Raw genomic sequence first — 24,677 nt, forward strand, 5'->3', positions numbered from 1 at the left:
GACATAACTGCCTTAATATGCTGCCTATATCCATTCGTAATTTCCCATAAATCGCTTTTCGTCTGAATTTAGGGGTAAAGACTATGTGATACTTACAGTTCCATCTTGTGTGTGATAAACTCGAATCGTCATTGGATTTATTTGCCATTGGCATATCCTCCTATATTTTGAATTTTGGTTATCAGCCTTATTCATTATATCGGAGGATTTTTTCTTTTCATCGCTTAAGCTCTTTGATTCCATACGCATAGCGTATGGTTTTTATAGGCAGTCTTCGTCTGCCTATAAAAAGAATGCCGAGCAATTTGCTCGGCATGTTGTTTGCTGTTAGCTGTTAAAGGAAAGAGCGGTATGGTAATTCCGGTTCGTCGGTAAAAATATCGTCGAAACCGCGCCAGTGTTGGAAATGCATTTTGGCTTTATCGGTCGGGAAGGTGTATTTGCCGCCGACTTGCCAGAAGAACGGTGCAAATTGATAGCCTAGGCGATTCTTTTTCATATTCCACAACACTTCGATTTCGCGCGGATCGCTTTGGAAATTTGACCAAATATCGTGATGGATCGGAATGACAACTTGCGTGTTCAGGCATTCGGCGGCACGCAAAATATCCGAAGAGGTCATTTTATCGGTTACGCCGCGCGGATTTTCGCCGTAAGACATTAATGCCACATCAATTTTATAATCGTTGCCGTGTTTGGCGTAATAGTTAGAGTAATGGGAATCGCCGGAATGATATAAATTGCCGCCGTCGGTTTCAAACAAGTAGTTCACGGCACGTTCGTCCATGCTGTCAAGAATGCTTTTATCTTTTGAGGAGACACCTTGCGGCAGCGTGACCAGTGCGGTACGGTCAAAAGCGTCCAAAACCCGCACTTTGACATCGCCGACTTCAATTACATCGCCGACTTTAGCGGTGATGCAGCGTTCGGCAGGCACGCCCCATTTTGTCCACAAATCCACACAGGCTTTCGGCCCGATAAATTTCACTTTGTCACTGCAATTTTGCAAAACCGCGGCAGCCACATTCGGATCGATATGATCGGCGTGATCATGGGTTGCCATCACCGCATCAATTTCTTTGATCGCAAACGGATCCAACACAAAAACAGAGGTGCGCAAGTTCGGCTGCAAATTACGCACGCCGCCCATTCGCATCATTTGGTGTTGTTTATTCATGAAGGGATTTTTGCCGCTGCGTTTACCGGTGCCGCACCAGAAATCAACGGAAATGTTGGTATTGCCTGCGGTTTTCAGCCAAATCCCGGTACAGCCCAGCCACCACATGGCAAATGTGCCTTTTTGTACCTGCTCCTGTTCGATTTGTTCATTCAGCCAGGTTCCCCATTCAGGAAACGTGCTTAAAATCCATGATTCGCGAGTGATTTCATTAACTTTGCTCATAATAATTACCTTTTTTAGATTAACGAACGGTTGATATGACTCGCTATCACGGAATTGATTACACTAAAATCACTTCAACGCCTTTATTGCGCAGTGCTGAAATAATCGTAGGATTGGCATCTTTGCCGGTAATAACGATATCCAATTTTTCTGCCAGTGAGAATAGTGTGCCTATTCGCTGTCCGACTTTCGAGCTATCGACTAAAGCCACCACCTTATTGACATGATTCAGCATTTTTTGCTCCACCATGGCAGAAAGCAAATCGACTTTAAATAGCCCTTCTTCGCTCAAGCCGCTACCACTGGTGAACATATAATGTCCGGCATAGTAGGTATCGGCTTTTTGATCCGTGGTTAAAAACAGATTTCTCTCTTTGTAGTATTGACCGCCCAGTACCACCAAATTTTCATGCTGTTGTTCGATCAAATAATTTAACAGCGGAAAATAGTTTGTAATCACCTGTACCGGTTTTCCGCAGATTTCTTGTCCTAACATAAATGCGGTTGAACCGCAATTAATCACAATACTGTCGCCGTTTTTGCAAATTTTTGCCGCCTGTTTTGCAATGCGCGCTTTTTCGTCATAATTGGCAGTTTCATAAATGGTTAGCGGCGACCAGTTATTATTTTTACTCTCTTCGCACGGGTATGCCCCATTACGGACTTTTTTCAGTTTTCCCTGTGTATCTAATTTGGTGATGTCACGCCGAGCGGTCGCCGGTGAAATACCAAAGGTATTCACAATTTCCGTAACCGTGATTGAACCTTGTTGTTGCAACAGCTCTAACAGTGCATTTTGTCTTTTTAATTCCGTCATAAAAACCTCACAATGATTATGTGTGATTTTTTATTAATATAACAAATCACACATATGATTATCAATGATTTTTTAATCAAAACAGCTCAAATATTGACTATTCTCATTTATCCAATTGATTTATCTGTTAAAAATAAATTTAAACTTTGCTTTTCTATGTTTTTAAATGTGTTCAAGACTAAAAAAATTTAGATCTGGCTCACATAAAATCAAAAATGATCTTTATTTAATCATAATAAATGACCTATTCTGTGTTCCGAAATCGTATGCATGACCAAAGTGCGGTATTTATCGGTTTAAACACAAAAATATTATCATTTTTGCTCACAATCCTATCACCTCTATGGAGTGAATTATGGAAACACTATATAACATATTTTACATATTCTATAGCCAAGTTATGACAAAAGCCCCATTATTGTTGGGTTTGGTAACATGTATCGGCTATATTCTTTTGCGTAAAGACACGACGACGGTATTAAAAGGCACGATCAAAACGATTGTTGGTTTCATGTTGGTGCAAGTTGGTGCTTCTACTTTGGTTGGCGGCTTCAAACCGGTGATTGAAAAATTATCCGAGTATCATCAGTTGACCGGTTCGGTGATTGATCCTTACACTAGTATGATGGCAACCATGGAAACCATGGGAGATGATTACTCTTGGGTGGGATACGCCGTATTGCTGGCGCTGGCATTGAATATTTTGCTTGTGGTATTCCGCCGCTTCACCGGTATCCGTACAATTATGCTCACCGGACACATCATGTTCCAACAAGCGGGATTGGTTGCCGTATTCTATTTGGTGATTGGCGCTTCAATGTGGGAAACCATTATTTATACCGCGATTTTGATGGCGCTTTATTGGAGCATTTCATCGAATATCATGTATAAAGCCACGCAGGCCGTGACCGGCGGCGCCGGCTTTTCTATCGGACACCAACAGCAATTCGCCTCGTGGATTGCGACCAAAATCGCACCTAAATTAGGCGATAAAAACGATTCGGTTGATAATTTGAAATTACCGAAATGGCTGCATATCTTCCATGACAGTATTTCGGCGACCGCAATTGTGATGACCGTCTTTTTTGGCATTATTTTGCTTTCGTTTGGCTTGGATAATCTGCAGGCGATGGCAGGGAAGACCCACTGGACGATTTACATTTTGGAAACCGGTTTGAAATTTGCGGTGGCAATCCAAGTGATTGTTGCCGGGGTGCGCATGTTCGTTGCCGAGCTTTCCGAAGCCTTCAAAGGCGTTTCCGAGCGCATTATTCCGAATGCGGTGTTGGCGATTGACTGTGCCGCGATTTATGCTTATTCGCCGAATGCGATGGTATTTGGTTTTATGTGGGGCGCAATCGGGCAGTTTGTGGCGGTAATCGGTCTGTTGATGTTCAGCTCGCCGATCATGATTATTCCGGGCTTTATCCCGATGTTCTTCTCGAACGCGACTATCGGGGTATTTGCCAACCATTTCGGCGGCTGGAAATCGGTGATGAAAATCTGTTTCGTGATGGGGATCATCGAAGTCTTGGGTTCTGCATGGGCGATTCAAATTTTTGCCGATAACGGCACGGCTTTTAACGGTTGGATGGGAATGGCGGACTGGGCATTGGTATTCCCACCGATTTTACAAGGGTTGAATAGCATTCCTTTGTTCTTCTTTGTGATTATCGCCGCCGCTATGGTCTATATGGTCTATGCGTCTAAAAAATTGCGTGCCGATGAAGCCGCCGCGGCCGCAGCTGGTAAAACCTTGGATCAAATGGATGGTTATGGCGTGGACGAAGCCGCAATCGAAGATGAAGATGACAGTGTGGTGGACGAGGCATTAAGTGAAATCAAACCGGTTCGGGTACTGGCGGTGTGCGGTAACGGTCAGGGTTCCTCAATGATGATGAAAATGAAAATCGGCGCTTATCTGGATAAAAAAGGCATTCCGAATATTATGGATTCGTGTGCGATTTCCGATTATAAATCTAAACTGGACAGCACCGACATTATCGTTTCCTCGAAACATTTGGCTGGCGAAATGCAGGTGCCGGACGGAAAATTTATTCTCGGCGTACAAAACATGCTGAATCCGAATTCGTTTGGCGATGAATTGATTGCCATCATTCAACAACGTTTCAGTGCAAGCTAACGATAATCCGACTCCGGTAGTGGTTTTCACTACCGGCGGCATGAAGGGAGAGTAAGAGATGGATTTAAAACAGTCACTGATTGAAAATAATTCAATCAAATTGAACCAACACGCGAGCAATTGGCAGGAAGCGATAAAAATCGGCACCGATATGCTGGTGGCATCCGGTGCGGTTGAAGCGCGTTACTATACGGCAATCGTCAACAGTATTAACGAACTCGGACCCTATATTATTTTGGCGCCGGGTTTGGCAATGCCGCATGCCCGTCCGGAAGACGGGGTGAATAAAACCGCCTTTGCTTTAGTAACCTTGCAAGAGCCGGTGCTGTTTGAAGGCGAAGAAACGCCGGTTGATGTGCTGATTACGCTGGCAGGCAGCAATTCTGATCAACACATGCAAGGGCTTATGGAAATCACGCAAGTGCTTGATGACGAAGAAAGCGAAACAGGCGTTGACTTGGCAAAAATAAAAGCTTGTAATAGTAAAGAAGATATTTACCGCATGATTGATGACGCACTGAATAAAGCCTAACCGATTTATTTTATGACTAAAAAGAGAGGATGTATGACTAAACCATTACTGCAAATCGCATTAGATTCGTTAAATTTAGAAACCGCACTTGAGACCGCAGAAAATGTGGCGGGCTATGTGGATATTATCGAAATCGGCACGATTTTGGCGTTTGCCGAAGGAATGCCGGCAGTGAGTGCGTTGAGAAAAGCACACCCGAAGCATATTTTGGTTTGTGATATGAAAACCACCGATGGCGGCGCAATTTTGGCGAAAATGGCATTCGAAGCCGGCGCCGATTGGATCACCGTTTCCGCCGCTGCGCACATTGCCACCATTGGCGCCTGTAAAAAAGTCGCCGATGATTTCGGCCGTGAAATCCAAATCGAATTATACGGTAACTGGACATTGGACGATGCGCAAAGCTGGGTTGATTTAGGCATCACCCAAGCGATTTACCACCGTTCGCGTGATGCGGAATTAGCCGGTGTGGGCTGGACGGAAGCCGATTTGGTGAAAATGAAACAACTGTCCGATTTGGGGCTGCAACTCTCGATCACCGGCGGTATCGTACCGGAAGATTTGCACCTGTTTGCGCCAATCAAGAATGCCAAAGCGTTTATTGCCGGACGCGCTTTAGTCGGTGAAAAAGGCAAAGCCACCGCCGAAGCGATTAGAGCCGAGATTGACAAATACTGGGCATAACCGGTCAACCTATAATCGAACGGTGTATCAAACCTGTCTTTCTCTGTTGAGACAGACAGGTTTTTTTATGCTTGCGCTTGCTAAGGGATAACGTTAAACCGCACTTTTGCAGTCAAGCGTTCCAAAGATCTGAAAATTTCACCTTGGCTTTCAAGTATTTTGGTGCGACAACCATACTGCAATAGCCGGTGTTGGGATTTTGTTTGAAATAACCCTGATGATATTCTTCCGCCGGATAGAAGGTTGTGACAGGGCTGATTTTCGTCACAATCGGCTGGGCAAAGTGCGGTTGCAGCTCGGCGATAGTTTGCTGTGCCAACTGTTTTTGCTGTTCGTCGAGGTAAAAAATTTCACTGCGGTATTGACTGCCGATATCGTTACCTTGCCGATTGAGTTCGGTCGGGTTGTGGATCGAAAAGAAAATATCCAGCAGGGTTTGATAACCGATGATATCCGGATCGAATTCGATTTTAACCGCTTCGGCATGGCCGCTATCGGTATCACAAACCTGACGGTAGGTCGGGTTGGCAAGGTGTCCGCCGATATAACCGGAAACCGCAGATTGTACCCCTTTGATTTGATTATAAACCGCTTCGATGCACCAAAAACATCCGCCGGCAAAAATGGCTGTTTGCATAGTTTTTCCTGTAATGATGGACTGGTTTGCGCTTATTTTGGGTCAAAGTGCGGTGTAGCACAAGGGAAAAATACGGGGATTAAAACAGCAAGCCGGTTTTGAATTGCCGCCTTTGGCGGAAAAGCTATTGTAATCCTATTCAAACCTTGTTATTGTCACCGCATTTTATGATGTCTTGAGAGTGGTGCAGCCTGTCGTTGTCGGGTTGAGACGTCTGAGAATAAGTAATGAAAGCAGACGCAAGACAGCATTTGAACGAATTAACGCATAATGAATAGGAAAGAGATGAGTAAATCATTAGTTATTGTGGAATCTCCGGCGAAAGCAAAAACGATAAATAAATATCTGGGGAAAGATTATGTAGTGAAATCCAGCGTCGGGCACATTCGGGATTTGCCGACAGCCGGTTCGTCAACCGGAGAAAAACGCAAGGCGGTTTCGACCAAAGGCATGAGCGTGGAGGAAAAAGCCACGCTGAAAGCCGCACGCGATCAGGAAGCGTTGGTGAAACGTATGGGGATCGATCCTTATCACGACTGGAAAGCCAACTATCAGATTCTGCCGGGTAAAGAGAAAGTCGTATCCGAACTGAAATCCTTAGCCAAAAAAGCCGACCATATCTATCTGGCAACCGACTTGGATAGAGAAGGGGAGGCGATTGCCTGGCATTTGCGCGAAGTGATTGGCGGCGATGATGAGCGTTACAGCCGTGTGGTATTCAACGAAATCACCAAAAATGCGATTCAAAAAGCGTTTGAACAGCCGGAGCAATTGAATTTGGATCGGGTCAACGCCCAACAAACCCGCCGTTTTCTCGATCGGGTGGTTGGGTTTATGGTATCGCCGTTGCTGTGGAAAAAAGTTGCGCGCGGTTTGTCCGCCGGACGGGTGCAGTCGGTAGCGGTGAAATTGTTGGTTGAACGTGAAAGAGAGATTAAATCGTTCGATCCGAAAGAGTATTGGGAAGTCGCCGTCGATACCCAAACGCAGCAACATCAGGCGATTCGGCTGGACGTAAGCCAATTCAACGGCAAAAAATTCGAGCCGGTCAATCAACAGCAAGCCGATACGGCGGTGGCGGCGTTACAACAAGCCGATTATATCGTCAGCAGTCTGGAAACCAAACCGACCAGTTCGCGCGCCAAAGCGCCGTTTATCACCTCGACGTTGCAGCAAGCCGCCAGCACCCGTTTGGGCTTCGGCGTGAAGAAAACCATGATGTTGGCGCAGCGTTTGTATGAAGCCGGTTACATCACCTATATGCGTACTGACTCAACCAATTTGAGCCAAGAGGCGTTGGTTATGGCGCGCAGTTATATTGAGAAAAATTTCGGCAAGCCTTATTTACCGGAGAAACCTAATTTTTATTCCAGCAAAGGTAATGCACAAGAAGCGCACGAAGCGATCCGCCCTTCCGATGTGGCCGTTAAGGATAAAGATTTGAACGCCATGGATAAAGATGCGGTGCGGTTGTATGATTTGATTTGGCGCCAGTTTTTGGCTTGTCAAATGCCGCCGGCACAGTATGATTCCACCACCTTGACCGTGCAGGCAGGGGATTACGAATTGAAAACCAAGGGGCGGATTTTACGCTTTGACGGTTGGACCAAAGTATTGCCGATTATGGGCAAAACGGCAGAAGATCAGGTATTGCCGGACGTGGCGGTCAGCGAGAAATTGAACTTGCAAGATGTCTTGCCGCAACAGCACTTCACCAAACCGCCGGCGCGTTATACCGAAGCGGCGTTGGTGCGTGAATTGGAAAAACGTGGCATCGGACGACCTTCCACTTATGCAGCGATTATTTCGACCATTCAGGATCGCGGTTATGTCCGTGTCGAAAGCCGCCGTTTTTATGCGGAAAAAATGGGGGAAATTGTCACCGATCGCTTGAATCAATCGTTCAGCGAATTGATGAATTATGATTTTACCGCCAAGATGGAAGATCTGCTGGATCAGATCGCCAACGGCAATGCCAATTGGAAAACGGAATTGAATCAGTTCTTTGCCGATTTTTCACAAAAACTGACTACCGCTGAATTGGAAGAACTGGAAGGCGGTATGAAGCCGAACAGCTTGGTGGAAACCGAAATCCAATGTCCGACTTGCGGGCGTAATATGGCGATTCGGACTGCCAGTACCGGTGTGTTTTTAGGCTGTACCGGTTATGCTTTGCCGCCGAAAGAGCGGTGTAAAACCACGATTAACCTGATTCCGGAAGCGGAATTATTGAATGTGTTGGACGATGATTCGGAAACCGATGCGCTGAGAAAACGCAAACGCTGCCCGAAATGCCATACCGCAATGGACAGCTATTTGATTGACGGCCAGCGTAAATTGCATATTTGCGGGAATAACCCGAATTGTGACGGTTACACGATCGAAGCCGGCGAGTTCAAAATCAAAGGTTATGACGGACCGGTCGTTAAATGTGACAAGTGCGGTGCAGACATGCACCTGAAACTGGGGCGTTTCGGCAAATATATGGGCTGCACCAATTGCAGCAACACCCGTAAAATCCTGAAAAACGGCGAAGTGGCGCCGCCGAAAGAAGATCCGGTTGCATTTCCGGAACTGCCGTGCGAAAAATCCGACGCCTATTTTGTGTTGCGTGACGGTGCGAGCGGCATTTTTATGTCTGCCCACAATTTCCCGAAATCGCGTGAAACCCGTGCGCCTTATGTGGAAGAACTGGTGCGATTCAAAGCGCGTTTGCCGGAAAAATTCCACTATCTGACCGAAGCGCCGACAGTGGACCCAGACGGCAACAAGACCATTGTGCGCTTTAGCCGCAAGGAAAAACGGCAATATGTGACGTCGGAAAAAGATGGCAAAGCCACCAAATGGATCGCCGATTATATCGACGGTAAATGGCAGGAACGCAAGAAATAACCGTCTGTTTAAATCAGTTTAAGAAAATTTGTGTAAAAACCAATCAAGAGAGGCTTGCCTCTCTTTTTTCGCATTTCTCGGCAACTAAATGATAATATTGCATTAATTTTGTGATCCAGAACATATTTTTCTGTTTTGATTGTTGTAAAATCTTCCAATTTATTGAACTATAACAACAGGTTGACCATTTATGTTATAGCGCGGTTAACCAGATAACCGGTTCAGTAAAAAAAGAGGTTGCAATATGCAAATCGGAACAGTCAAATGGTTTAACAACGCAAAAGGATTTGGGTTTATTGCTGAAGATGGTGGTGCAGAAGATATTTTTGTGCACTATTCAGTAATTGAAATGGATGGTTATCGCTCTTTGAAAGCCGGCCAGAAAGTTCAGTTTGAGGCTATTCATGGTGACAAGGGATCTCACGCCACCAAAATTATTCCGGTGCCACTAGAGTAAAATCCAAGAGTAGTAAAAAAACGGACTGTCGAATGTCCGTTTTTTTATTATTGTATTAAACTGGTGTATTGAACTGTTGTATTGAAGCCCTGTCTAGCGCTGATATTTCCCTGCCATACTTTGATAAATCGCATTTTCATAACGTAGCAAATCGTATTTCGCCTGCAAGATACTCAATTCAGAGGTTTGCTCGGTTGCCAATGCCGCCAACCAATCTTTCATCGCGGTGACACCGGCATTGTATTGCAGACGATAAGTGTTGCTGATATTACGATCATACTGATATTTTTGGTTCAGGTTGGCATAGCTTTGTTGCGCCAATTGATACGCTTTATAATTGTTATCGATTTCATTTAGGGCAGTGGTGATACCCTGTTGAAAATTCAGTTTGGCAGTTTCATAAGCCGCTTCCGACAGCTTCACATTCCATTTTACCCGATTCCAATCCAAAAACGGCAGATTGATCCCGATATTGCCGGCGGTCAGCGGCACATCAAACATATTGCTGGTACGATCGCCGCTGGTTTTTAGACTGGCACCCAAGGTAATGCTCGGATACCAGCTTTTTTCCATGGCATTCAAATCCTTAAATGCGGAGGTCAAGCGGAATTGATAGGCTTTCAAATCCGGACGATTGGCGATGGTGGATAAGGGGACGTTCAGATCGACTTTTTGTAATTTGAGGTTTTTTAGGTTAAGTGGCGCCAGCCCCAAATTTTGTTGCGGCTGTAGATTCAGCAGGTTGCGCAAGGTGGTTTCGGCAGTCTGCAATTGAGATTGATAGGTGATCAGTTGATTTTCAGCCGATAACACCGACTGTTTGGATTGATCGGCGTCCAGTTGCAGGGTTAAGCCTTGATTCACCTGATTTTGCGTAATGCGGCTAATTTGGTTATAGGTTTGGATATTGCGTTTAACAATGTCAATCGCTTGTTTTAAATAGGCGATTTGGTAGTAGCCGTCGACGACCTGATTGATCAAGGTTAATTTAACCGCTTCCAAATCGGCGGCGGTGGCTTGATGTTCCCATTCCGCCGCACTGGCGCTGTCAGCCAGTTTGCGCCACAGATCGAGGGTGTAAGTGACGCCAAGCGCAGAACCGTAAGTGCGGGTTGAAATACCGGTTTCGGTGTTTTTTTGCACGCCGCCGGATACGGAGCCGCTGAAGGTCGGTACTAGATCCGCGCCTAATAAGTTGGCATTATACAATGCGCGGTTTACGCTGATTGCGGCTTTGGCCAAGTTCAGATTATTGGCAAGTGCGGTATCAATCAAGCGGTTGAGCTGGGCATCGTTATACTGTGTCCACCAGCTTTGATTAATGCGGTATTGCTCACTGAGCTGCTGATATTGCTCAAACTGCTGCATTTGCTGTTGGTAGTTTTGCTGCTGTCCGCTGACGCATGCGGTCAATAATCCGCTGCAAAACAGCGCCGCGGCAGTACGGCTGAAGCGCGGTGTTAAAATGAGTGTTTTTGAAACGATCATATCTTTTATTCCCTTGAAAGTGCGGTAATCGGATTCAATTGTGATGCATTTTTTGCCGGTAAGAAACCAAAAATTAGCCCGATCAGCGTAGAGCAGATCACGGCGGCGACAATCGAGCCGATTGAGAATAGCATAGTAAAATCCGTCATAAAATAGTTGAATAACAAGCCGATGAAATAGGACAGAATAATCCCCACCAAACCGCCGATAACGCAAATTAACGTGGCTTCGATTAAAAACTGCTGCAAAATATTCGACTGCCGTGCGCCCACCGCCATGCGCACGCCGATCTCTTTGGTGCGCTCCGTGACCGAAACCAGCATGATGTTCATTACGCCGATGCCGCCGACAATTAATGAAATCAACGCAATCGAGGAGATCAACAACGTCATGGTGTTGGTAGTGCTTTCGATAGTCTGTTTAATGGTGTCGGTATTCAGCACGAAGAAATCTTTTTTGCCGTGTCGCATGGTCAGCAGCTGGGTCAGATTCTTCTCGGCAATTTGGGTATTGACATTGTTATTGACTTTCACCGTGATCGAATCGATGGTTTTTTCACCGGAGATTTTGTTCATTGCGGTAGTGTAGGGCAGCCAAACGTTCAAATTGCTGCTCGCCATGCCCATATTGTTATTGGTTGCCGCCACGCCGATAATTTTTAACGGTTTTTTGTCAATCATGATGATCTGCCCCAACGGTGAACTGTCGGGGAACAATTCCTTTTGGGTATTTTCATCAATCACCGCCACCTGACTGTTATTTTTCACATCATCAGCGGTGAAAACGTTGCCTTGTTTTAAACTCAGCCCCTTGACGTTAAAGAATTGATCGCCCACGCCGCGCGCCTGTGCCGTCACTGCACGGCTGCCGTAAGTCAACGTACCACTGACCGCACTATTGGGCGTGGCACTTTCAATATAATTTTGTCTGGCGAGCACTTCCGAATCTTGAATGGTCAGATTCTTGCTGCGGTTTGCCCGCCGATCGCCAAAGCCCGTACCGTTATAAATATCCATCGTATTGGTACCGAGTGAATTGATATTCGACAGGATTTTCTGTTGCGAGCCGTTGCCGATCGCCACCACGCACACGACGGACGTGATGCCGATAATAATCCCCAGCATGGTCAATAACGAGCGCATTTTGTGTGCCAAAATCGCATTGACCGACATTTTAAACGATTCCAGAAGCTGATCTTTCAACTGCGAAAAACGGTTTTTTTTCAGCGCGACACTGGCGGGTTTATCGACGATATCATCGGCACGGCGCGTGTCTTGAATGATTTGTCCGTCTTTAATTTCGATAATGCGGTTGGCGTAGTTGGCGACATCTTTATCATGGGTGACCAAAATAATGGTGTGCCCTTCACGGTGCAGATCTTGCAAAATCTGCATCACCATCAAACCGCTCTTTGAATCCAACGCACCGGTCGGTTCATCGGCCAAAATAATATCGCCGCCGTTCATCAACGCGCGGGCGATACTGACCCGCTGTTGTTGTCCGCCGGAAAGCTGATTCGGTTTGTTGTTGAGCTTGTCGCCCAGATTCAGTTTTTCCAATAAGGTTTTGGCTTTTTGCAGCCGTTGTTCGTGCGGCAGACCGGCATATACCGCCGGCAGCGCTACGTTTTCAACCGCACTTAAGGCGGAGAGCAGGTTATAACGTTGGAAAATAAAACCGAATTTTTTCTGACGTAAATCGGATAGTTGATCACGCGACAGCGGCGAGGTTTCGGTGCTGTCGATTTTATAAGAGCCGTCGCTGGCGGTGTCGAGACAACCCAAAATATTCATCAAGGTCGATTTGCCGGAACCGGACGCGCCCATGATCGCGATAAAATCGCCTTTTTTGATTTGCAGATTGATCTCTTTAAGGATATGAACCCGATTCTCGCCTGCGCCGAAATATTTGTTTAACGCGTGGACTTCAATAATATTCATTGCACTACTCATTTCTGTTAAGGCAGTCATCTGTTAAAAACGAGGCCGGATTCTGCCGCTGTCGCCCACCGATTCGCCTTGCTGCATTTCGGCGGAAATCACTTTGTCGCCCTGTTGCAGACCGGACAGCACTTGGGTGTTGATATCGTCGCTGATACCGATTTCAATATCGCGGATTTCGGTTTTATTATCTGCCGTCAGCACCCGCACTTGGTACTTGTCGCCGACCTTTTGAATCGTCATGGTCGGAACGGTCAGAGCATTTTCCACATCGGCAATGGTAATAGTGTTCTGGGTGGTCATGCCGATACGCAATTTCTCCTGCGGATTATCAACCAAGATATTGGCGTAAAAATAGACGGCGCTACTGTCGCTGGAGGATTCGCTATATTCATTATCCGTCAAGGTGGTTAATGCCGGATCGATCGAGGAAATGGTGGCGTGATACACTTCGTCCGGTTCCGCCAGTGTGGTAAACCGCACTTTCATACCGGCTTTGACTTTGGTGATGTCGCCTTCGGAAATTTCCGCTTTGATCAACATTTTGCTCAGATCGGCAATCTGCACAATGGTCGGCGTGGCTTGGTTGGAGTTGACGGTTTGCCCTTCGGACACCGGAATGGAGATAATCGTGCCGTCAATCGGCGCTAAAATTTGGGTATAGCCTAAATTGGTTTGCGCCGTTGCCACCGAGATTTCCGCCTGCTGAATGGATGATTCCAGTTGGCTGACGTTGGATTGTGCGTTGGCGAGGTTAACACGGGCGGATTCCAAGCTGTCTTGGGTCGCTGATTTCTGTTGATACAAGCGGTTAATCCGGTTATACGATGATTGCATTGCCGTTAAATTGGCTTGCGCCGCTTTCAATTGCGCCTGATAAGATGACAGTTGTGAAAGTGCGGTACTCAACGCATTATCCTGATTTTTCGAATCAATTTCTGCGATCAAGTCGCCTTTTTTGACTTTTTGCCCCAAGCTGACGTGAATTTTGGTCAATTGCCCCGAAACCTGTGCCCCCACTTGCACCCGATTATTGCTGCGCACCGTGCCGGTAGCGATCACGCTGTCGGAAAGGGAAGTGCGGTTGACGTTTTCGGTCATGTAGGTGGTTTGGCGGTTTTCGCCGTCGCTATTTTGCAGATAGTGATAGCCGCCGAACAGTGCTGCCAACACAACAACGGCGAGGGTAATAGTCTTGGTTTTGTTTAATTTCATAACGTTTGATCAAATTATGCTATTTTTCGAGTGTGCACAATATAGCATTAAATTCTTAAGAATTACTTAATCTTTGTTGCGTTCGCGCCGAATTCGCGCCGCTAGGTTTTGTTCTGCCGACAAACCGTGTAGAATAGACCAATTATCTATAACAAATGACCTATAACAAAATAGAATTTATTATTTGAGGAGTGCTATGAGCGAGCATGAAGTATCTGCGGTCATGGAAACCGAAGCAGAGCATCGTCCAACCAATTTTATCCGCCATATTATTGATGAAGATTTGGCAAGCGGCAAGGTGAAAAATGTTTACACCCGCTTCCCGCCGGAGCCGAACGGCTATCTGCATATCGGACATGCCAAATCCATCTGTCTGAATTTCGGGATTGCCAGAGATTATCAGGGGTTGTGTAATTTACGCTTTGACGACACCAATCCGGTGAAGGAAGACGTGGAATATGTCGATTCGATCAAACAGGACGTGGAGTGGCTCGGCTTCAAATGGCAGGGCGAAGTGCGCTATGCATCGGACTATTTTGATCAACTGTACGGCTATGCGATCGAGCTGATTAACAAAGGTTTGGCGTATGTGGACGAATTGTCGCCGGAACAAATCCGCGAATACCGCGGCACGCTGACCGAAGCCGGCAAAAACAGCCCGTATCGTGATCGTTCGGTTGAAGAAAATTTGGCGCTGTTTGAAAAAATGCGCAACGGCGAATTTGCCGAAGGCACCGCTTGTCTGCGTGCCAAAATCGATATGGCGTCGCCGTTTATGGTGATGCGCGATCCGGTGTTATATCGGATTAAATTTGCCCACCATCATCAAACCGCCGATAAATGGTGTATCTATCCGATGTACGATTTCACCCACTGCATTTCCGATGCGATTGAGCGGATTACCCATTCGCTGTGTACGTTGGAGTTCCAAGACAACCGTCGTTTATACGATTGGGTGCTGGAAAACATTTCGATTGAGCGGCCGTTACCGCACCAATACGAATTTTCCCGCTTGAATCTGGAAAGCACCTTAACCTCCAAGCGCAAACTGTTGCAATTGGTCAACAATAATATTGTTGACGGTTGGAACGATCCGCGTATGCCGACAGTATCCGGTTTGCGCCGTCGCGGTTATACACCGGCGGCGTTGCGTGAGTTTTGTGACCGTATCGGCGTGACAAAACAGGACAATATGGTCGAATTCAGTGCGCTGGAAGCCTGTATCCGTGACGATTTGAACATTAATGCGCCGCGTGCGATGGCAGTGTTGAATCCGTTAAAAGTGGTGATCGAAAATTATGACGGCGATGACGAATGGGTTAATGCGCCGAACCACCCGAACCGCCCTGAATTAGGCGAGCGTCAATTGCCGTTCGGGCGTGAGATTTATATCGATCAGGCGGATTTCCGTGAAGAAGCCAACAAAAAGTACAAACGTTTGGTGCTGGGTAAAGAAGTACGCTTGCGCAATGCCTATGTGATCAAAGCCGAACGGGTGGAAAAAGATGCGGACGGCAACATCACCACTTTATATTGCAGTTATGATCCGCAAACGTTGGGTAAAAATCCGGCGGACGGACGCAAAGTGAAAGGCGTGATTCACTGGGTTTCCGCCACTCACAATCAAGCGGCGGAATTCCGTTTATACGATCGTCTGTTCACTGTTGCCAACCCGGGCGCAGAAGACGACATTTTAGCGGTGCTGAATCCGAATTCATTGCGTGTGGTGCATGGTTTTGCCGAGGTCAATCTGGCAACTGCCGTTGCCGAACAGGCTTACCAGTTTGAACGCGAAGGCTATTTCTGTGCCGACAGCAAAGATTCTCACCCTGAGCACTTGATTTTTAATCTGACGGTGAGTTTGAAAGAGAGTTCGGACTTTTAAACCGCTAGCCAAATATATAGTGACAACGTCACAGTTGTGGTAAAAACACGATAAAAAGAAGCAGGTATATTTCGATATGCCTGTTTTTTATTGATTGAGCTTAGTTAAGGACAAAAAATTGCAAAGTGCGGTAGAAGAGCGGTTTTGGCAAAGCAAATCGCTGCTGGAAATGAACGATCAAGAGTGGGAGGCGCTGTGTGACGGCTGCGGCCTGTGCTGTTACCGCAAGATTCTTGACGGGTACGGCAAACACGAGCGTATCTATTTCACCCGCATTGCCTGCAACCAGTTGAATCTTGCTACGGGAAAATGCCAAAATTACCCGAAACGTTTTCAGTTGGAAGAGGACTGCACCAAACTCACCAAACAGAACCTGCCCGATTTCGGCTGGTTGCCGAAAACCTGCGCTTACCGTTTATTATACGAGGGCAAACCGCTCTTTGATTGGCACCCGCTGATTTCCGGCAACCCCGATTCAGTTAAACTCGCCCGAATTCCAATCGAAAACGGCATTCATGAAAAAGATGTGATTGAATGGTTTGATTATGTGATTGAAGAGGTTTAGCGGTTTTCAGCTATAAATAAAGCCCGATTATGCAATATTAATCGGGCTTCAGTTATAAAGTGCGGTTTATTCCGCTTTAGGATTTGCCAACACCTGCAAATCGGTCTGTTTTAACCATTTGCTACTTAATGTTCCGGCGGTCATTGCGCCGTTCACGTTAAGTGCGGTGCGTCCCATATCAATTAACGGTTCGATTGAAATCAGCAAACCGACCAATGTCAGCGGCAAACCCATTGTCGATAACACCACAATTGCAGCGAACGTTGCGCCGCCGCCGACACCGGCAATCCCGAACGAGGAGATGGTGACGATCGCCACTAACGACAGAATAAATTGCGGTGCAAGCGGATCAATGCCGACCGACGGTGCGACCATAAAGGCAAGCATTGCCGGATAAATTCCGGCACAGCCGTTTTGTCCGATGGTTGCGCCGAACGTGGCGGAAAAATTGGCGATCGTACCGGAATTACCCAATTTATTGGTTTGGGTTTCGATGTTGAGCGGAATAGTCGCCGCGCTGGAGCGGGAGGTGAAGGCAAACAGCAGGGTAGGCAGCACTTTTTTGTAGTAGGTCAACGGATTGATACCGCTTAAACCCAACAGCAGTGCGTGTACTGCAAACATCACAGCCATTGCCAGATAAGAAGCGATGATAAAGTTAAGCAGGTTCAGAATATCGCTCAGGCTTGAGGTCGCCGCCATGCGGGTCATCAGTGCCAAAATCCCGTAAGGGGTCAGGCTGATAATAATGCGGACCAAACTCATCACCAACTTATTCAGGCTGTCGATGCCCTGCGAAATACGCTCAGCAATATCGCCGTTATCTTTGCGCAAACGCAAGGTGGCGATACCTAAAAACGCCGCAAAAATCACCGTGCTGATAATCGAGGTCGGATTGGCACCGGTCAATTCGGCAAACGGATTGCGCGGAATAAAGGAGAGCAGCATACTTGGAATAGTCAGATTGGCGACCTGATCGACTCGACCTAAAACCCGTTCTTGTGCCGCCACTTCACGAGCACCGGCGATTAAGCCTTCCGCATTCAGATCGAATAAAATACTAAAGCCGATACCGACCAGCGCTGCAATGGCGGTGGTAAACAGCAACACGCCTAAAATACTGAAACTGATTTTACCTAGCGATCCAGCGTCGTGTAAGCGGGTGATCGCCGATAAAATCGAGACAAATACCAGCGGCATCACGATCATTTGTAACAAGCGCACATAGCCGTTGCCGACCAAATTAATCCAATCGATACTTTGGCTGACCGCACTTGGATTGCCGCTGTACAGATTTTGCAGCGCCACTCCGAATACCAGCCCCAATACCAAGGCAAGCAATACCGTTACGGACAATGAGTTTCCGTGTTTTTTAAAGCGATAGAGCACTGCCAACAACACAATAAATACTGCTAAATTCAGCAGCAGGGAAAAAGTCATAATGAACTCCTTCATTCAGATAATTAAGGCGGTTAGCATAACCGTTTGTGCTAAAAAGACAAATTAAAATAGCTGATAAATTATTCCAATCAGCTATAACAGCCGCAACGTTCAGGTTAAAGCGCTGGCTTTTACAGCACATTGTTTAAAAAATTAACAAACGGTCTTTTATTCTGAAAAAATGCTTGTTCCCGAATACGAAAATCGCTATTATAGCGCCACTTCAAAATGCGACCGTAGCTCAGTTGGTTAGAGCACCACCTTGACATGGTGGGGGTCAGTGGTTCGAGTCCACCCGGTCGCACCATCATCTAAATCACAGCTTTTCAGAATACATTACTCTCAGTCACTACAGCTTACAACCATTCCAAATCAATGTTAAAAGCGTGATTAGTTACGCTGATCTTGGCTTTCGGACTCTACCTGTTCATCGAGTATTCCTAATTGCTGAATAACTATCCATTAATAGAAGATGTTCATTCTGATTAGATTCGCTATAATCTGAACTTAATTGCAGAAGGAAAATGCGATGAAAAAAACAAAAAAGCGAAGGCCACGCCGAAAACTCGTCTTAAAACAAGTCGAGCCAACGTTATTTGATAAATTTCTTAAGATCTTTAGCCTATCTAGAAAACAATACAAAAAGATATTTTGGGGTGATCCCCTGTTCTACTATCTTATTGCTTTACTTCTTCCTATTATTGTTTACTTCCTACCTAGGGGGAATGATCACTTTAATTGGAATGTTTGGGGTATTATTATGATGGTATTAACAATCAACCTACCGTTTTATCCTATTGTACTTAACTATATCTATCAACGCATTGACCGAAAATACAGTTCACAATATAGAGATACTCTTAAATACTCTCATCATGTAACAACTCTTCGTTATGTATTTTTACAGCCTTTTTCTGTATTGGTTGTTTTATTTATTTTTCTAAAACTACGCTCAACTTTTTTGCGTAATTCAGAAACAAAATCTTCATCGACAAAATAGCTTATCGCCGCAGTAAGTAAGCTTATACCAATAATTACACAAAGTATATTGCCATAGTAATTAAAGGGAATATATCCCGATCTGCATAAATCCAGCTATGCTGGTGCCGAGTTTAAAATAATCTTGTTTAAAGTAAAAAAATTTTTGCTATGTTTTTTATATTTTGGCATTATTGAAAGTATTGTGGCGCGGTTGCTGCTATTACGGATAAAAAACATCATTTTCTAAATTAAATATTAATAAGTTAAAAACACTATTCAAATAAAATAACGAACATCATTGAAATAATTACAAAACGAGAAATTAAATTATAATAATTATCTTTACTGAGCAGTGGAATAGTATTATAAATTAAACACCTAGCGAGTTTATTTTGGTCCGATAATCTTTTTGAAAAGGAGTTCCGAAAATGAACTGCAAATCTTTATTAGCTACAGCCATATTCAGCATGTTGACGTTGAGTGCACAGGCGAACGGGTTAGAACAACGCCCGATCGACGGTCGGTTGGACGGCTTTGATCCGACAACGAAAGGCGGAATGTTAGAGCTGGAACAACGCCCGATCGACGGTCGATTGGACGGCTTTGACCCGACAACGAAAGGCGGAATGTTAGAGCTGGAACAACGCCCGATCGATGGTCGGTTGGACGGTTTCGATCCGACAACGAAAGGCGGAATGTTAGAATTGGAACAACGCCCGATCGACGGTCGGTTAGACGGCTTTGACCCGGCAACGAAAGGCGGAATGCTAGAGCTGGAACAACGCCCGATTGATGGGCGGTTGGACGGTTTTGATCCAACGACGAAAGGCGGCTTCTAATTTTTATTGTTAAATAAAGCAACAATACACCAAAGCCCATTATGAATAATGGGCTTTACTTTGTGCTTTCGGCACATCAGTGAATCAAGGAATGATCATGGCGTTAAATACCAAAGATGGTACAAAAATTTATACACCCCTTTCTTTAAAACTATACGATTGGTGGGTACTTGAAATTTCTAACCGATATGCGTGGCGTTGCAATACGCACCGCTTTCTTTTGTCGCATTTTAAGAAAAATATTCGAGCCAACCATTTAGATATCGGGGTTGGAACCGGTTTTTACCCTAAAATGGTTCGAGAGCAAATTAATCAAATTTCATTCGTAGATTTGAATCCGCACAGCTTATCTTATGCAAGAAAGAGCATAGGAGATAACAAGATCAAACAGTGTGTATTGCACGACATTTTTAACCCTTTGCCAAAAGATATGAACGGGACATTTGACTCGATTTCGCTTTTTTACTTATTACACTGTTTACCCGGGACGATGCAAGATAAAAAAACCGCCATACAACATATTGCTGCGGCGTTAAAACCTGACGGGGTGCTATATGGTGCAACCATTCTGGGAAAAGGCATTCAGCACAATACTTTTGGCAGGAAGCTAATGCAAGTCTATAATAAAAAAGGTATTTTCAGTAATTATCATGATTCGTCAGAGAGTTTGCAGGAGGCGCTATCGGCCTTTTTTGTCGATGTAAACATTCAGGTGGAAGGCGTAGTCGCTATTTTTAGCGCAAAGAATAAAATCTGACCCGATTAAACCGGCTAAATTTGAACCACTCAGGCGAGTGGTTTTTTTATATCCGAACGTTAATGTGGTTATAAATTAAACGTATTTTTTGATTATTGATATAAATCAATTAGCGGAACACTGGTTTCTTGGGTAAATAAAGATAAATCAATATTTTATTTAGATTAAAAAAATTAAATTTGATCTATGTCATTCTTGATATACCCAATAAGAGTTATATTGGGTGTGCTTCTAATGGAGTTGAAGCAATTGAAGTTGATATAACAAGATTTATGATTATTTATGAGGAATCCAATATGAAAAAAACAACGTTAGCATTAGTTGCTGCGGCAGCATTAGTGAGCGGTTCGGCTTTAGCACACGAAGCGGGTAGCGTGGTTGTGCGTGGCGGTCCGATTTTGGTTGTGCCGGATGCATCGACCAATAGCAGTGACTTTAAATTTGATGTAAACAGTAATGCGCAATTGGGTTTAACCGGAACCTATATGATCACCGATAATATCGGGGTCGAGTTATTGGCGGCAACCCCATTTAGCCACGAAATCAAATTAGGTAATACATTAGTCGGGAAAACCAAGCATTTGCCGCCAAGCCTGTATTTACAATATTATTTCTTGGATAAAGATGCGAAAGCACGTCCGTACCTTGGCGCCGGTGTCAATTACACCTCTTTCTTTAGTGAAAAAGAGAGTTTTGCGCCAGTGACTGATCTTAAATTAAAAGACTCTTGGGGAGCAATTGTTAATGCCGGGGTGGATATCGGTTTAACCGATAATTTATATTTAAATACCTCTGTTTGGTATGCAAAAATCAAAAGTAAAGCCAGCTTTAAGTTGAATGGTGATGAACATAAAGTGAATGTTACCCTTGATCCAATGGTTTACTTTATCGGTTTAGGTTATAAATTCTAATTTTGCGGGTTTTCTAGCGTTGGCGTAGAACCGCACTTTTAAAGTACAGGTTTTGCTCACAGTGAGCAAAACCTGTATTTTTTATTTCAGCATATCTAAAAACAGCGCCATAATGCGCGTATCGTGGCTCAATTCAGGGTGAAACGCGCAGGCAAGCAGGTTGTCCTGCCGTGCCAAAACGATATTGCCGTCCATTTCCGCCAGCACCTCCACGCTGTCGGATAAGCGTTGGCGAATGTAAGGTGCACGGATAAAGATCGCCGGAAAAGGCGCTGACAGCAATTTGACCGAAAGTGCGGTCTCGAAGCTGTCAATCTGCCGTCCGAACGCATTGCGCTGCACTTGAATATCCATTAATGCCAGATGCGGCGAGGCATTGCCGGCAATCTCTTTTGCCAATAGAATCATGCCGGCGCAAGTGCCGAACAGCGGCTTGCCGTCGGCGGCAAAACGGCGGATTGGCTCGACAAAGCCGTATTCACGCATTAATTTGCTGATTGCCGTGCTTTCGCCGCCGGGTAAAATCAAGCCGTCGATCTGTTGCAGCTGTTCGATATTTTTCACGGCAACGGCGCTTGCCCCTAATGCCTCCAATTGCCGAAGATGTTCGCTGACCGCCCCTTGCAGCGCCAACACGCCGACGGTGTAAGGTGGTTTATCGGGCATACTACCACCCCCGTTCCTGCATTCTTTCATGGGGCGCAAGTCGGGTAATTTCCAAACCGCGCATGGCTTCGCCCAGATCTTCGGATAAACGGGCGATCAAATCGTAATCCTGATAATGGGTGGTCGCCTGCACAATGGCACGGGCGAATTTTTCCGGATTTTCAGATTTAAAAATTCCCGATCCGACAAACACGCCGTCCGCGCCCAGTGTCATCATCAGCGCCGCATCTGCCGGTGTGGCGATGCCGCCGGCGGCGAAATTAACCACTGGCAGTTTGCCGTCTTGTTTGATTTGTTGTAATAACGCAAACGGTGCGCCGAGCAATTTGGCTTCGCTCATCAATTCATCGGGCTGCATGGCGACGACTTTGCGCACCTGTGCGTTGACTTTGCGCATATGACGCACGGCTTCGACGATATTGCCGGTGCCCGGTTCGCCTTTGGTGCGCAGCATCGCCGCCCCTTCGCCGATACGGCGCAATGCTTCGCCCAAATCACGGCAACCGCAGACAAACGGCACGGTGTAGTCACTTTTCAATAAATGAAACTCTTCGTCGGCAGGGGTCAGCACTTCGCTTTCGTCGATATAATCCACCCCCATTGCTTCTAAAATGCGCGCTTCGCTGATGTGTCCGATCCGCGCTTTTGCCATCACCGGAATCGAAACTGCGTTCATCACCTCTTTCACAATGCGCGGATTCGCCATTCTTGCCACGCCGCCGGCAGCGCGGATATCCGACGGTACACGCTCCAACGCCATCACCGCAACCGCTCCCGCTGCTTCTGCAATGCGTGCCTGTTCGGCGTTGACCACGTCCATAATCACGCCGCCTTTTTGCATTTGTGCCATGCCGCGCTTGATAACATCACTGCCGATTATTTTGCTCATGTTGTTTTCCTCTGATTGATTTTGTCAGGTTGTGTGATAAAGTGCGGTCATTTTCACCTATTCAGGTATGATTAAAAGGCTCAGTTTTGATTAACTTAATCAGGTCAGATGAATGCAAAACCGAATTTCACCGTTGGATAAAACACAAAAACAGCCGTTGTATTTACAATTGTATCAACACCTTAAGCAAAATATCGTCAACGGGCGCTGGCGTATCGGCGAAAAATTGCCTTCCAAGCGCAAAATCGCCGAGTATTTGGCGGTCAGCCAAAATACGGTGGAAACGGCTTACGGGCAATTGTTGGCGGAGGGCTACATCGAATCGAAAGCCCGAAGCGGATTTTTTGTCAGTTTCAATGCGGATCATTTTTTTGCGGTGAAAACGGTCAAGCCGCAGCCGAGCGCCAAAATCGCCAGCCAGTCTTTTCGCTATGATTTAGATCCCAATCAAATCGATACCGCACTTTTTCCGTTTGCGTGGTGGCGCAAACAGATGAAAAACCTACTGAATCCAGCGCAGCAGGCATGGTTGGGGCTTGGCGACAAACAGGGCGAAACCGCGCTGCGCACCCAGATTCGGCAGTATCTTTACCGTTCGCGCGGCGTGGATTGCAGCCTTGAGCAGATTGTTATCGGTGCAGGGGTGGAAACCTGTATCAGTCAGTTGATTTTGTTGTTCGACCATGCGCTGCACGGGCAGACTTTGCATTATGCGATGGAGCAGCATGGTTATCCGATGGTGGAAAAGCTGTTGCAGGTGTTTCGGAAAAAGACGCTTAAATTGCCGCTGCTCGATGATAAACTGAACGTTGATATTGCGCTGTTGCAGCAAAGTGCGGTCAATGTGCTGTATGTCACGCCTTCGCATCAATATCCTTACGGTTCGATCTTGCCGATTAACGAACGCCATCAGCTGTTGGAATGGGCGAACCGTCAGCCTGACCGCTACATTATCGAAGATGATTACGACAGCGAATTCCGTTACAAAGGCAAACCGATTCCGGCGCTGCAAAGTTTGGATCAGAGCGGCAAAGTGATCTACCTCGGTTCGTTTTCCAAATTGCTGATGCCGTCCCTACGGATCACCTTTATGGTGCTGCCGCCGTCACTGTTGGCGGTTTATCAGCGCACTTGCGGACTGTTCAATTGCACCGTGCCACGTTTAAACCAGCACTTGCTCGCCCAATTTATGCAGTCCGGCGAATTTGAAAAGCATATCCACAAAATGCGCACCCGTTACCGTAAAAAGATGGAACGTTTGTGTCAGCTTTTGCGCCCGTATCAGACGGATATCCGTTATTACGGCGAACAATCAGGGGTGTATCTATTGCTGGAGTTATACCGCGAAGTGCGCACGACGGCGCAGTTGTCACAGCTTGCCGAGTCGGTCGGGATTAAGGTCTATCCGTTGCCGGACAGCGATAAAAAATATATTTTATTCGGATTCGGAAATCTTGATGACGAAGCATTAAGTGCGGTCGTGCCGCGCTTAATGCAGGTTTGGAGCTATGCGGCGTCGGCGTGAAAACCGCCGACC

Annotated in this window: 22 protein-coding genes and 1 tRNA gene; 13 read left to right on the plus strand and 10 right to left on the minus strand. The window is 45.9% G+C overall.

The features are described 5' to 3' along the window. The 3 genes from B8880_RS08785 to ulaR form a co-directional block, all read right to left on the minus strand. The coding region (locus B8880_RS08785) for a transposase (RefSeq protein WP_208610904.1) at positions 1–148 on the minus strand (148 nt) is incomplete at its 3' end. 186 nt (positions 149–334) lie between these two features. Continuing rightward, complete coding sequence (gene ulaG, locus B8880_RS08790) at positions 335–1,402, minus strand: L-ascorbate 6-phosphate lactonase (RefSeq protein ID WP_084257244.1); 1,068 nt, start codon at positions 1,400–1,402, stop codon at positions 335–337. Positions 1,403–1,460: 58 nt separating this feature from the next. Then, entirely contained in the window at positions 1,461–2,219 is a 759-nt protein-coding gene (gene ulaR, locus B8880_RS08795) for an HTH-type transcriptional regulator UlaR (RefSeq protein WP_084257245.1), read from the minus strand. Positions 2,220–2,574: 355 nt separating this feature from the next. Here ulaR and B8880_RS08800 point away from each other — a divergent pair, with 355 nt between their 5' ends. The 3 genes from B8880_RS08800 to B8880_RS08810 are packed head-to-tail and all read left to right on the plus strand — an operon-like array spanning position 2,575 to position 5,578. Continuing rightward, positions 2,575–4,362 (plus strand): PTS ascorbate-specific subunit IIBC, encoded by a 1,788-nt coding sequence (locus tag B8880_RS08800; protein ID WP_084257246.1) that lies wholly within the window; start codon positions 2,575–2,577, stop codon positions 4,360–4,362. Between the two features lie 58 nt (positions 4,363–4,420). After that, on the plus strand, positions 4,421–4,894 hold the full coding sequence (locus B8880_RS08805) for a PTS sugar transporter subunit IIA (protein ID WP_084257247.1): 474 nt from the start codon (positions 4,421–4,423) through the stop codon (positions 4,892–4,894). Between the two features lie 33 nt (positions 4,895–4,927). Then, positions 4,928–5,578, plus strand: coding sequence for a 3-keto-L-gulonate-6-phosphate decarboxylase UlaD (locus B8880_RS08810; RefSeq protein WP_084257248.1), 651 nt, complete (start codon positions 4,928–4,930; stop codon positions 5,576–5,578). A 112-nt stretch (positions 5,579–5,690) separates the two neighbouring features. Here the strand turns inward: B8880_RS08810 and msrA are convergent, their stop codons facing one another. Continuing rightward, positions 5,691–6,215: a peptide-methionine (S)-S-oxide reductase MsrA gene (gene msrA / locus B8880_RS08815; protein WP_084257249.1), complete on the minus strand. Its 525-nt coding sequence runs from the start codon at positions 6,213–6,215 to the stop codon at positions 5,691–5,693. 285 nt (positions 6,216–6,500) lie between these two features. Between msrA and topA the strand changes: the two genes are divergently transcribed. Together topA and cspD are read left to right on the plus strand one after the other, a co-directional pair. Beyond that, positions 6,501–9,107: a type I DNA topoisomerase gene (gene topA / locus B8880_RS08820; protein WP_084257250.1), complete on the plus strand. Its 2,607-nt coding sequence runs from the start codon at positions 6,501–6,503 to the stop codon at positions 9,105–9,107. Positions 9,108–9,351: 244 nt separating this feature from the next. Further along, on the plus strand, positions 9,352–9,564 hold the full coding sequence (gene cspD / locus B8880_RS08825) for a cold shock domain-containing protein CspD (protein ID WP_084257251.1): 213 nt from the start codon (positions 9,352–9,354) through the stop codon (positions 9,562–9,564). A 93-nt stretch (positions 9,565–9,657) separates the two neighbouring features. Here the strand turns inward: cspD and tdeA are convergent, their stop codons facing one another. From tdeA to B8880_RS08840, 3 genes are read right to left on the minus strand one after another with little or no spacing between them, the layout of a single operon-like run. After that, positions 9,658–11,052 carry a toxin/drug exporter TdeA gene (tdeA, locus tag B8880_RS08830; protein ID WP_084257252.1) on the minus strand — a complete coding sequence of 465 codons (1,395 nt, stop codon included), beginning with the start codon at positions 11,050–11,052 and terminating at the stop codon, positions 9,658–9,660. A 5-nt stretch (positions 11,053–11,057) separates the two neighbouring features. Next, positions 11,058–12,992 (minus strand): MacB family efflux pump subunit, encoded by a 1,935-nt coding sequence (locus tag B8880_RS08835; RefSeq protein WP_084257253.1) that lies wholly within the window; start codon positions 12,990–12,992, stop codon positions 11,058–11,060. A gap of 33 nt (positions 12,993–13,025) precedes the next feature. Then, complete coding sequence (locus B8880_RS08840) at positions 13,026–14,207, minus strand: efflux RND transporter periplasmic adaptor subunit (protein ID WP_084257254.1); 1,182 nt, start codon at positions 14,205–14,207, stop codon at positions 13,026–13,028. A 196-nt stretch (positions 14,208–14,403) separates the two neighbouring features. Here B8880_RS08840 and glnS point away from each other — a divergent pair, with 196 nt between their 5' ends. Both glnS and B8880_RS08850 read left to right on the plus strand, forming a co-directional pair. Next, on the plus strand, positions 14,404–16,092 hold the full coding sequence (gene glnS, locus B8880_RS08845) for a glutamine--tRNA ligase (protein WP_084257255.1): 1,689 nt from the start codon (positions 14,404–14,406) through the stop codon (positions 16,090–16,092). A 118-nt stretch (positions 16,093–16,210) separates the two neighbouring features. Further along, positions 16,211–16,657, plus strand: coding sequence for a YcgN family cysteine cluster protein (locus tag B8880_RS08850; protein ID WP_084257256.1), 447 nt, complete (start codon positions 16,211–16,213; stop codon positions 16,655–16,657). Between the two features lie 66 nt (positions 16,658–16,723). Here the strand turns inward: B8880_RS08850 and B8880_RS08855 are convergent, their stop codons facing one another. Next, positions 16,724–18,097: an L-cystine transporter gene (locus tag B8880_RS08855; protein ID WP_084257257.1), complete on the minus strand. Its 1,374-nt coding sequence runs from the start codon at positions 18,095–18,097 to the stop codon at positions 16,724–16,726. A 230-nt stretch (positions 18,098–18,327) separates the two neighbouring features. Between B8880_RS08855 and B8880_RS08860 the strand changes: the two genes are divergently transcribed. From B8880_RS08860 to B8880_RS08880, 5 genes are all read left to right on the plus strand, one after another. Beyond that, positions 18,328–18,404, plus strand: a tRNA-Val gene (locus B8880_RS08860). 222 nt (positions 18,405–18,626) lie between these two features. Continuing rightward, entirely contained in the window at positions 18,627–19,097 is a 471-nt protein-coding gene (locus B8880_RS08865; RefSeq protein ID WP_084257258.1) for a hypothetical protein, read from the plus strand. Between the two features lie 409 nt (positions 19,098–19,506). Further along, on the plus strand, positions 19,507–19,917 hold the full coding sequence (locus B8880_RS08870) for a hypothetical protein (RefSeq protein WP_084257259.1): 411 nt from the start codon (positions 19,507–19,509) through the stop codon (positions 19,915–19,917). Between the two features lie 97 nt (positions 19,918–20,014). Beyond that, positions 20,015–20,674 carry a class I SAM-dependent methyltransferase gene (locus tag B8880_RS08875; protein ID WP_084257260.1) on the plus strand — a complete coding sequence of 220 codons (660 nt, stop codon included), beginning with the start codon at positions 20,015–20,017 and terminating at the stop codon, positions 20,672–20,674. 296 nt (positions 20,675–20,970) lie between these two features. Beyond that, on the plus strand, positions 20,971–21,585 hold the full coding sequence (locus tag B8880_RS08880) for an OmpW family outer membrane protein (RefSeq protein ID WP_084257261.1): 615 nt from the start codon (positions 20,971–20,973) through the stop codon (positions 21,583–21,585). Between the two features lie 81 nt (positions 21,586–21,666). Here the strand turns inward: B8880_RS08880 and pdxT are convergent, their stop codons facing one another. Both pdxT and pdxS read right to left on the minus strand, forming a co-directional pair. Then, positions 21,667–22,251 (minus strand): pyridoxal 5'-phosphate synthase glutaminase subunit PdxT, encoded by a 585-nt coding sequence (gene pdxT / locus B8880_RS08885; protein WP_084257262.1) that lies wholly within the window; start codon positions 22,249–22,251, stop codon positions 21,667–21,669. 1 nt (position 22,252) lies between these two features. Continuing rightward, complete coding sequence (gene pdxS, locus B8880_RS08890) at positions 22,253–23,140, minus strand: pyridoxal 5'-phosphate synthase lyase subunit PdxS (protein WP_084257263.1); 888 nt, start codon at positions 23,138–23,140, stop codon at positions 22,253–22,255. A gap of 112 nt (positions 23,141–23,252) precedes the next feature. Here pdxS and pdxR point away from each other — a divergent pair, with 112 nt between their 5' ends. Continuing rightward, a complete protein-coding gene (gene pdxR / locus B8880_RS08895; RefSeq protein ID WP_084257264.1) occupies positions 23,253–24,665 on the plus strand; it encodes a MocR-like pyridoxine biosynthesis transcription factor PdxR in 1,413 nt (470 codons plus the stop codon). Positions 24,666–24,677: the final 12 nt, after the last annotated feature.

Source organism: Pasteurella testudinis DSM 23072, assembly GCF_900176075.1.
GTDB classification, from domain to species: Bacteria; Pseudomonadota; Gammaproteobacteria; order Enterobacterales; family Pasteurellaceae; genus Chelonobacter; species Chelonobacter testudinis.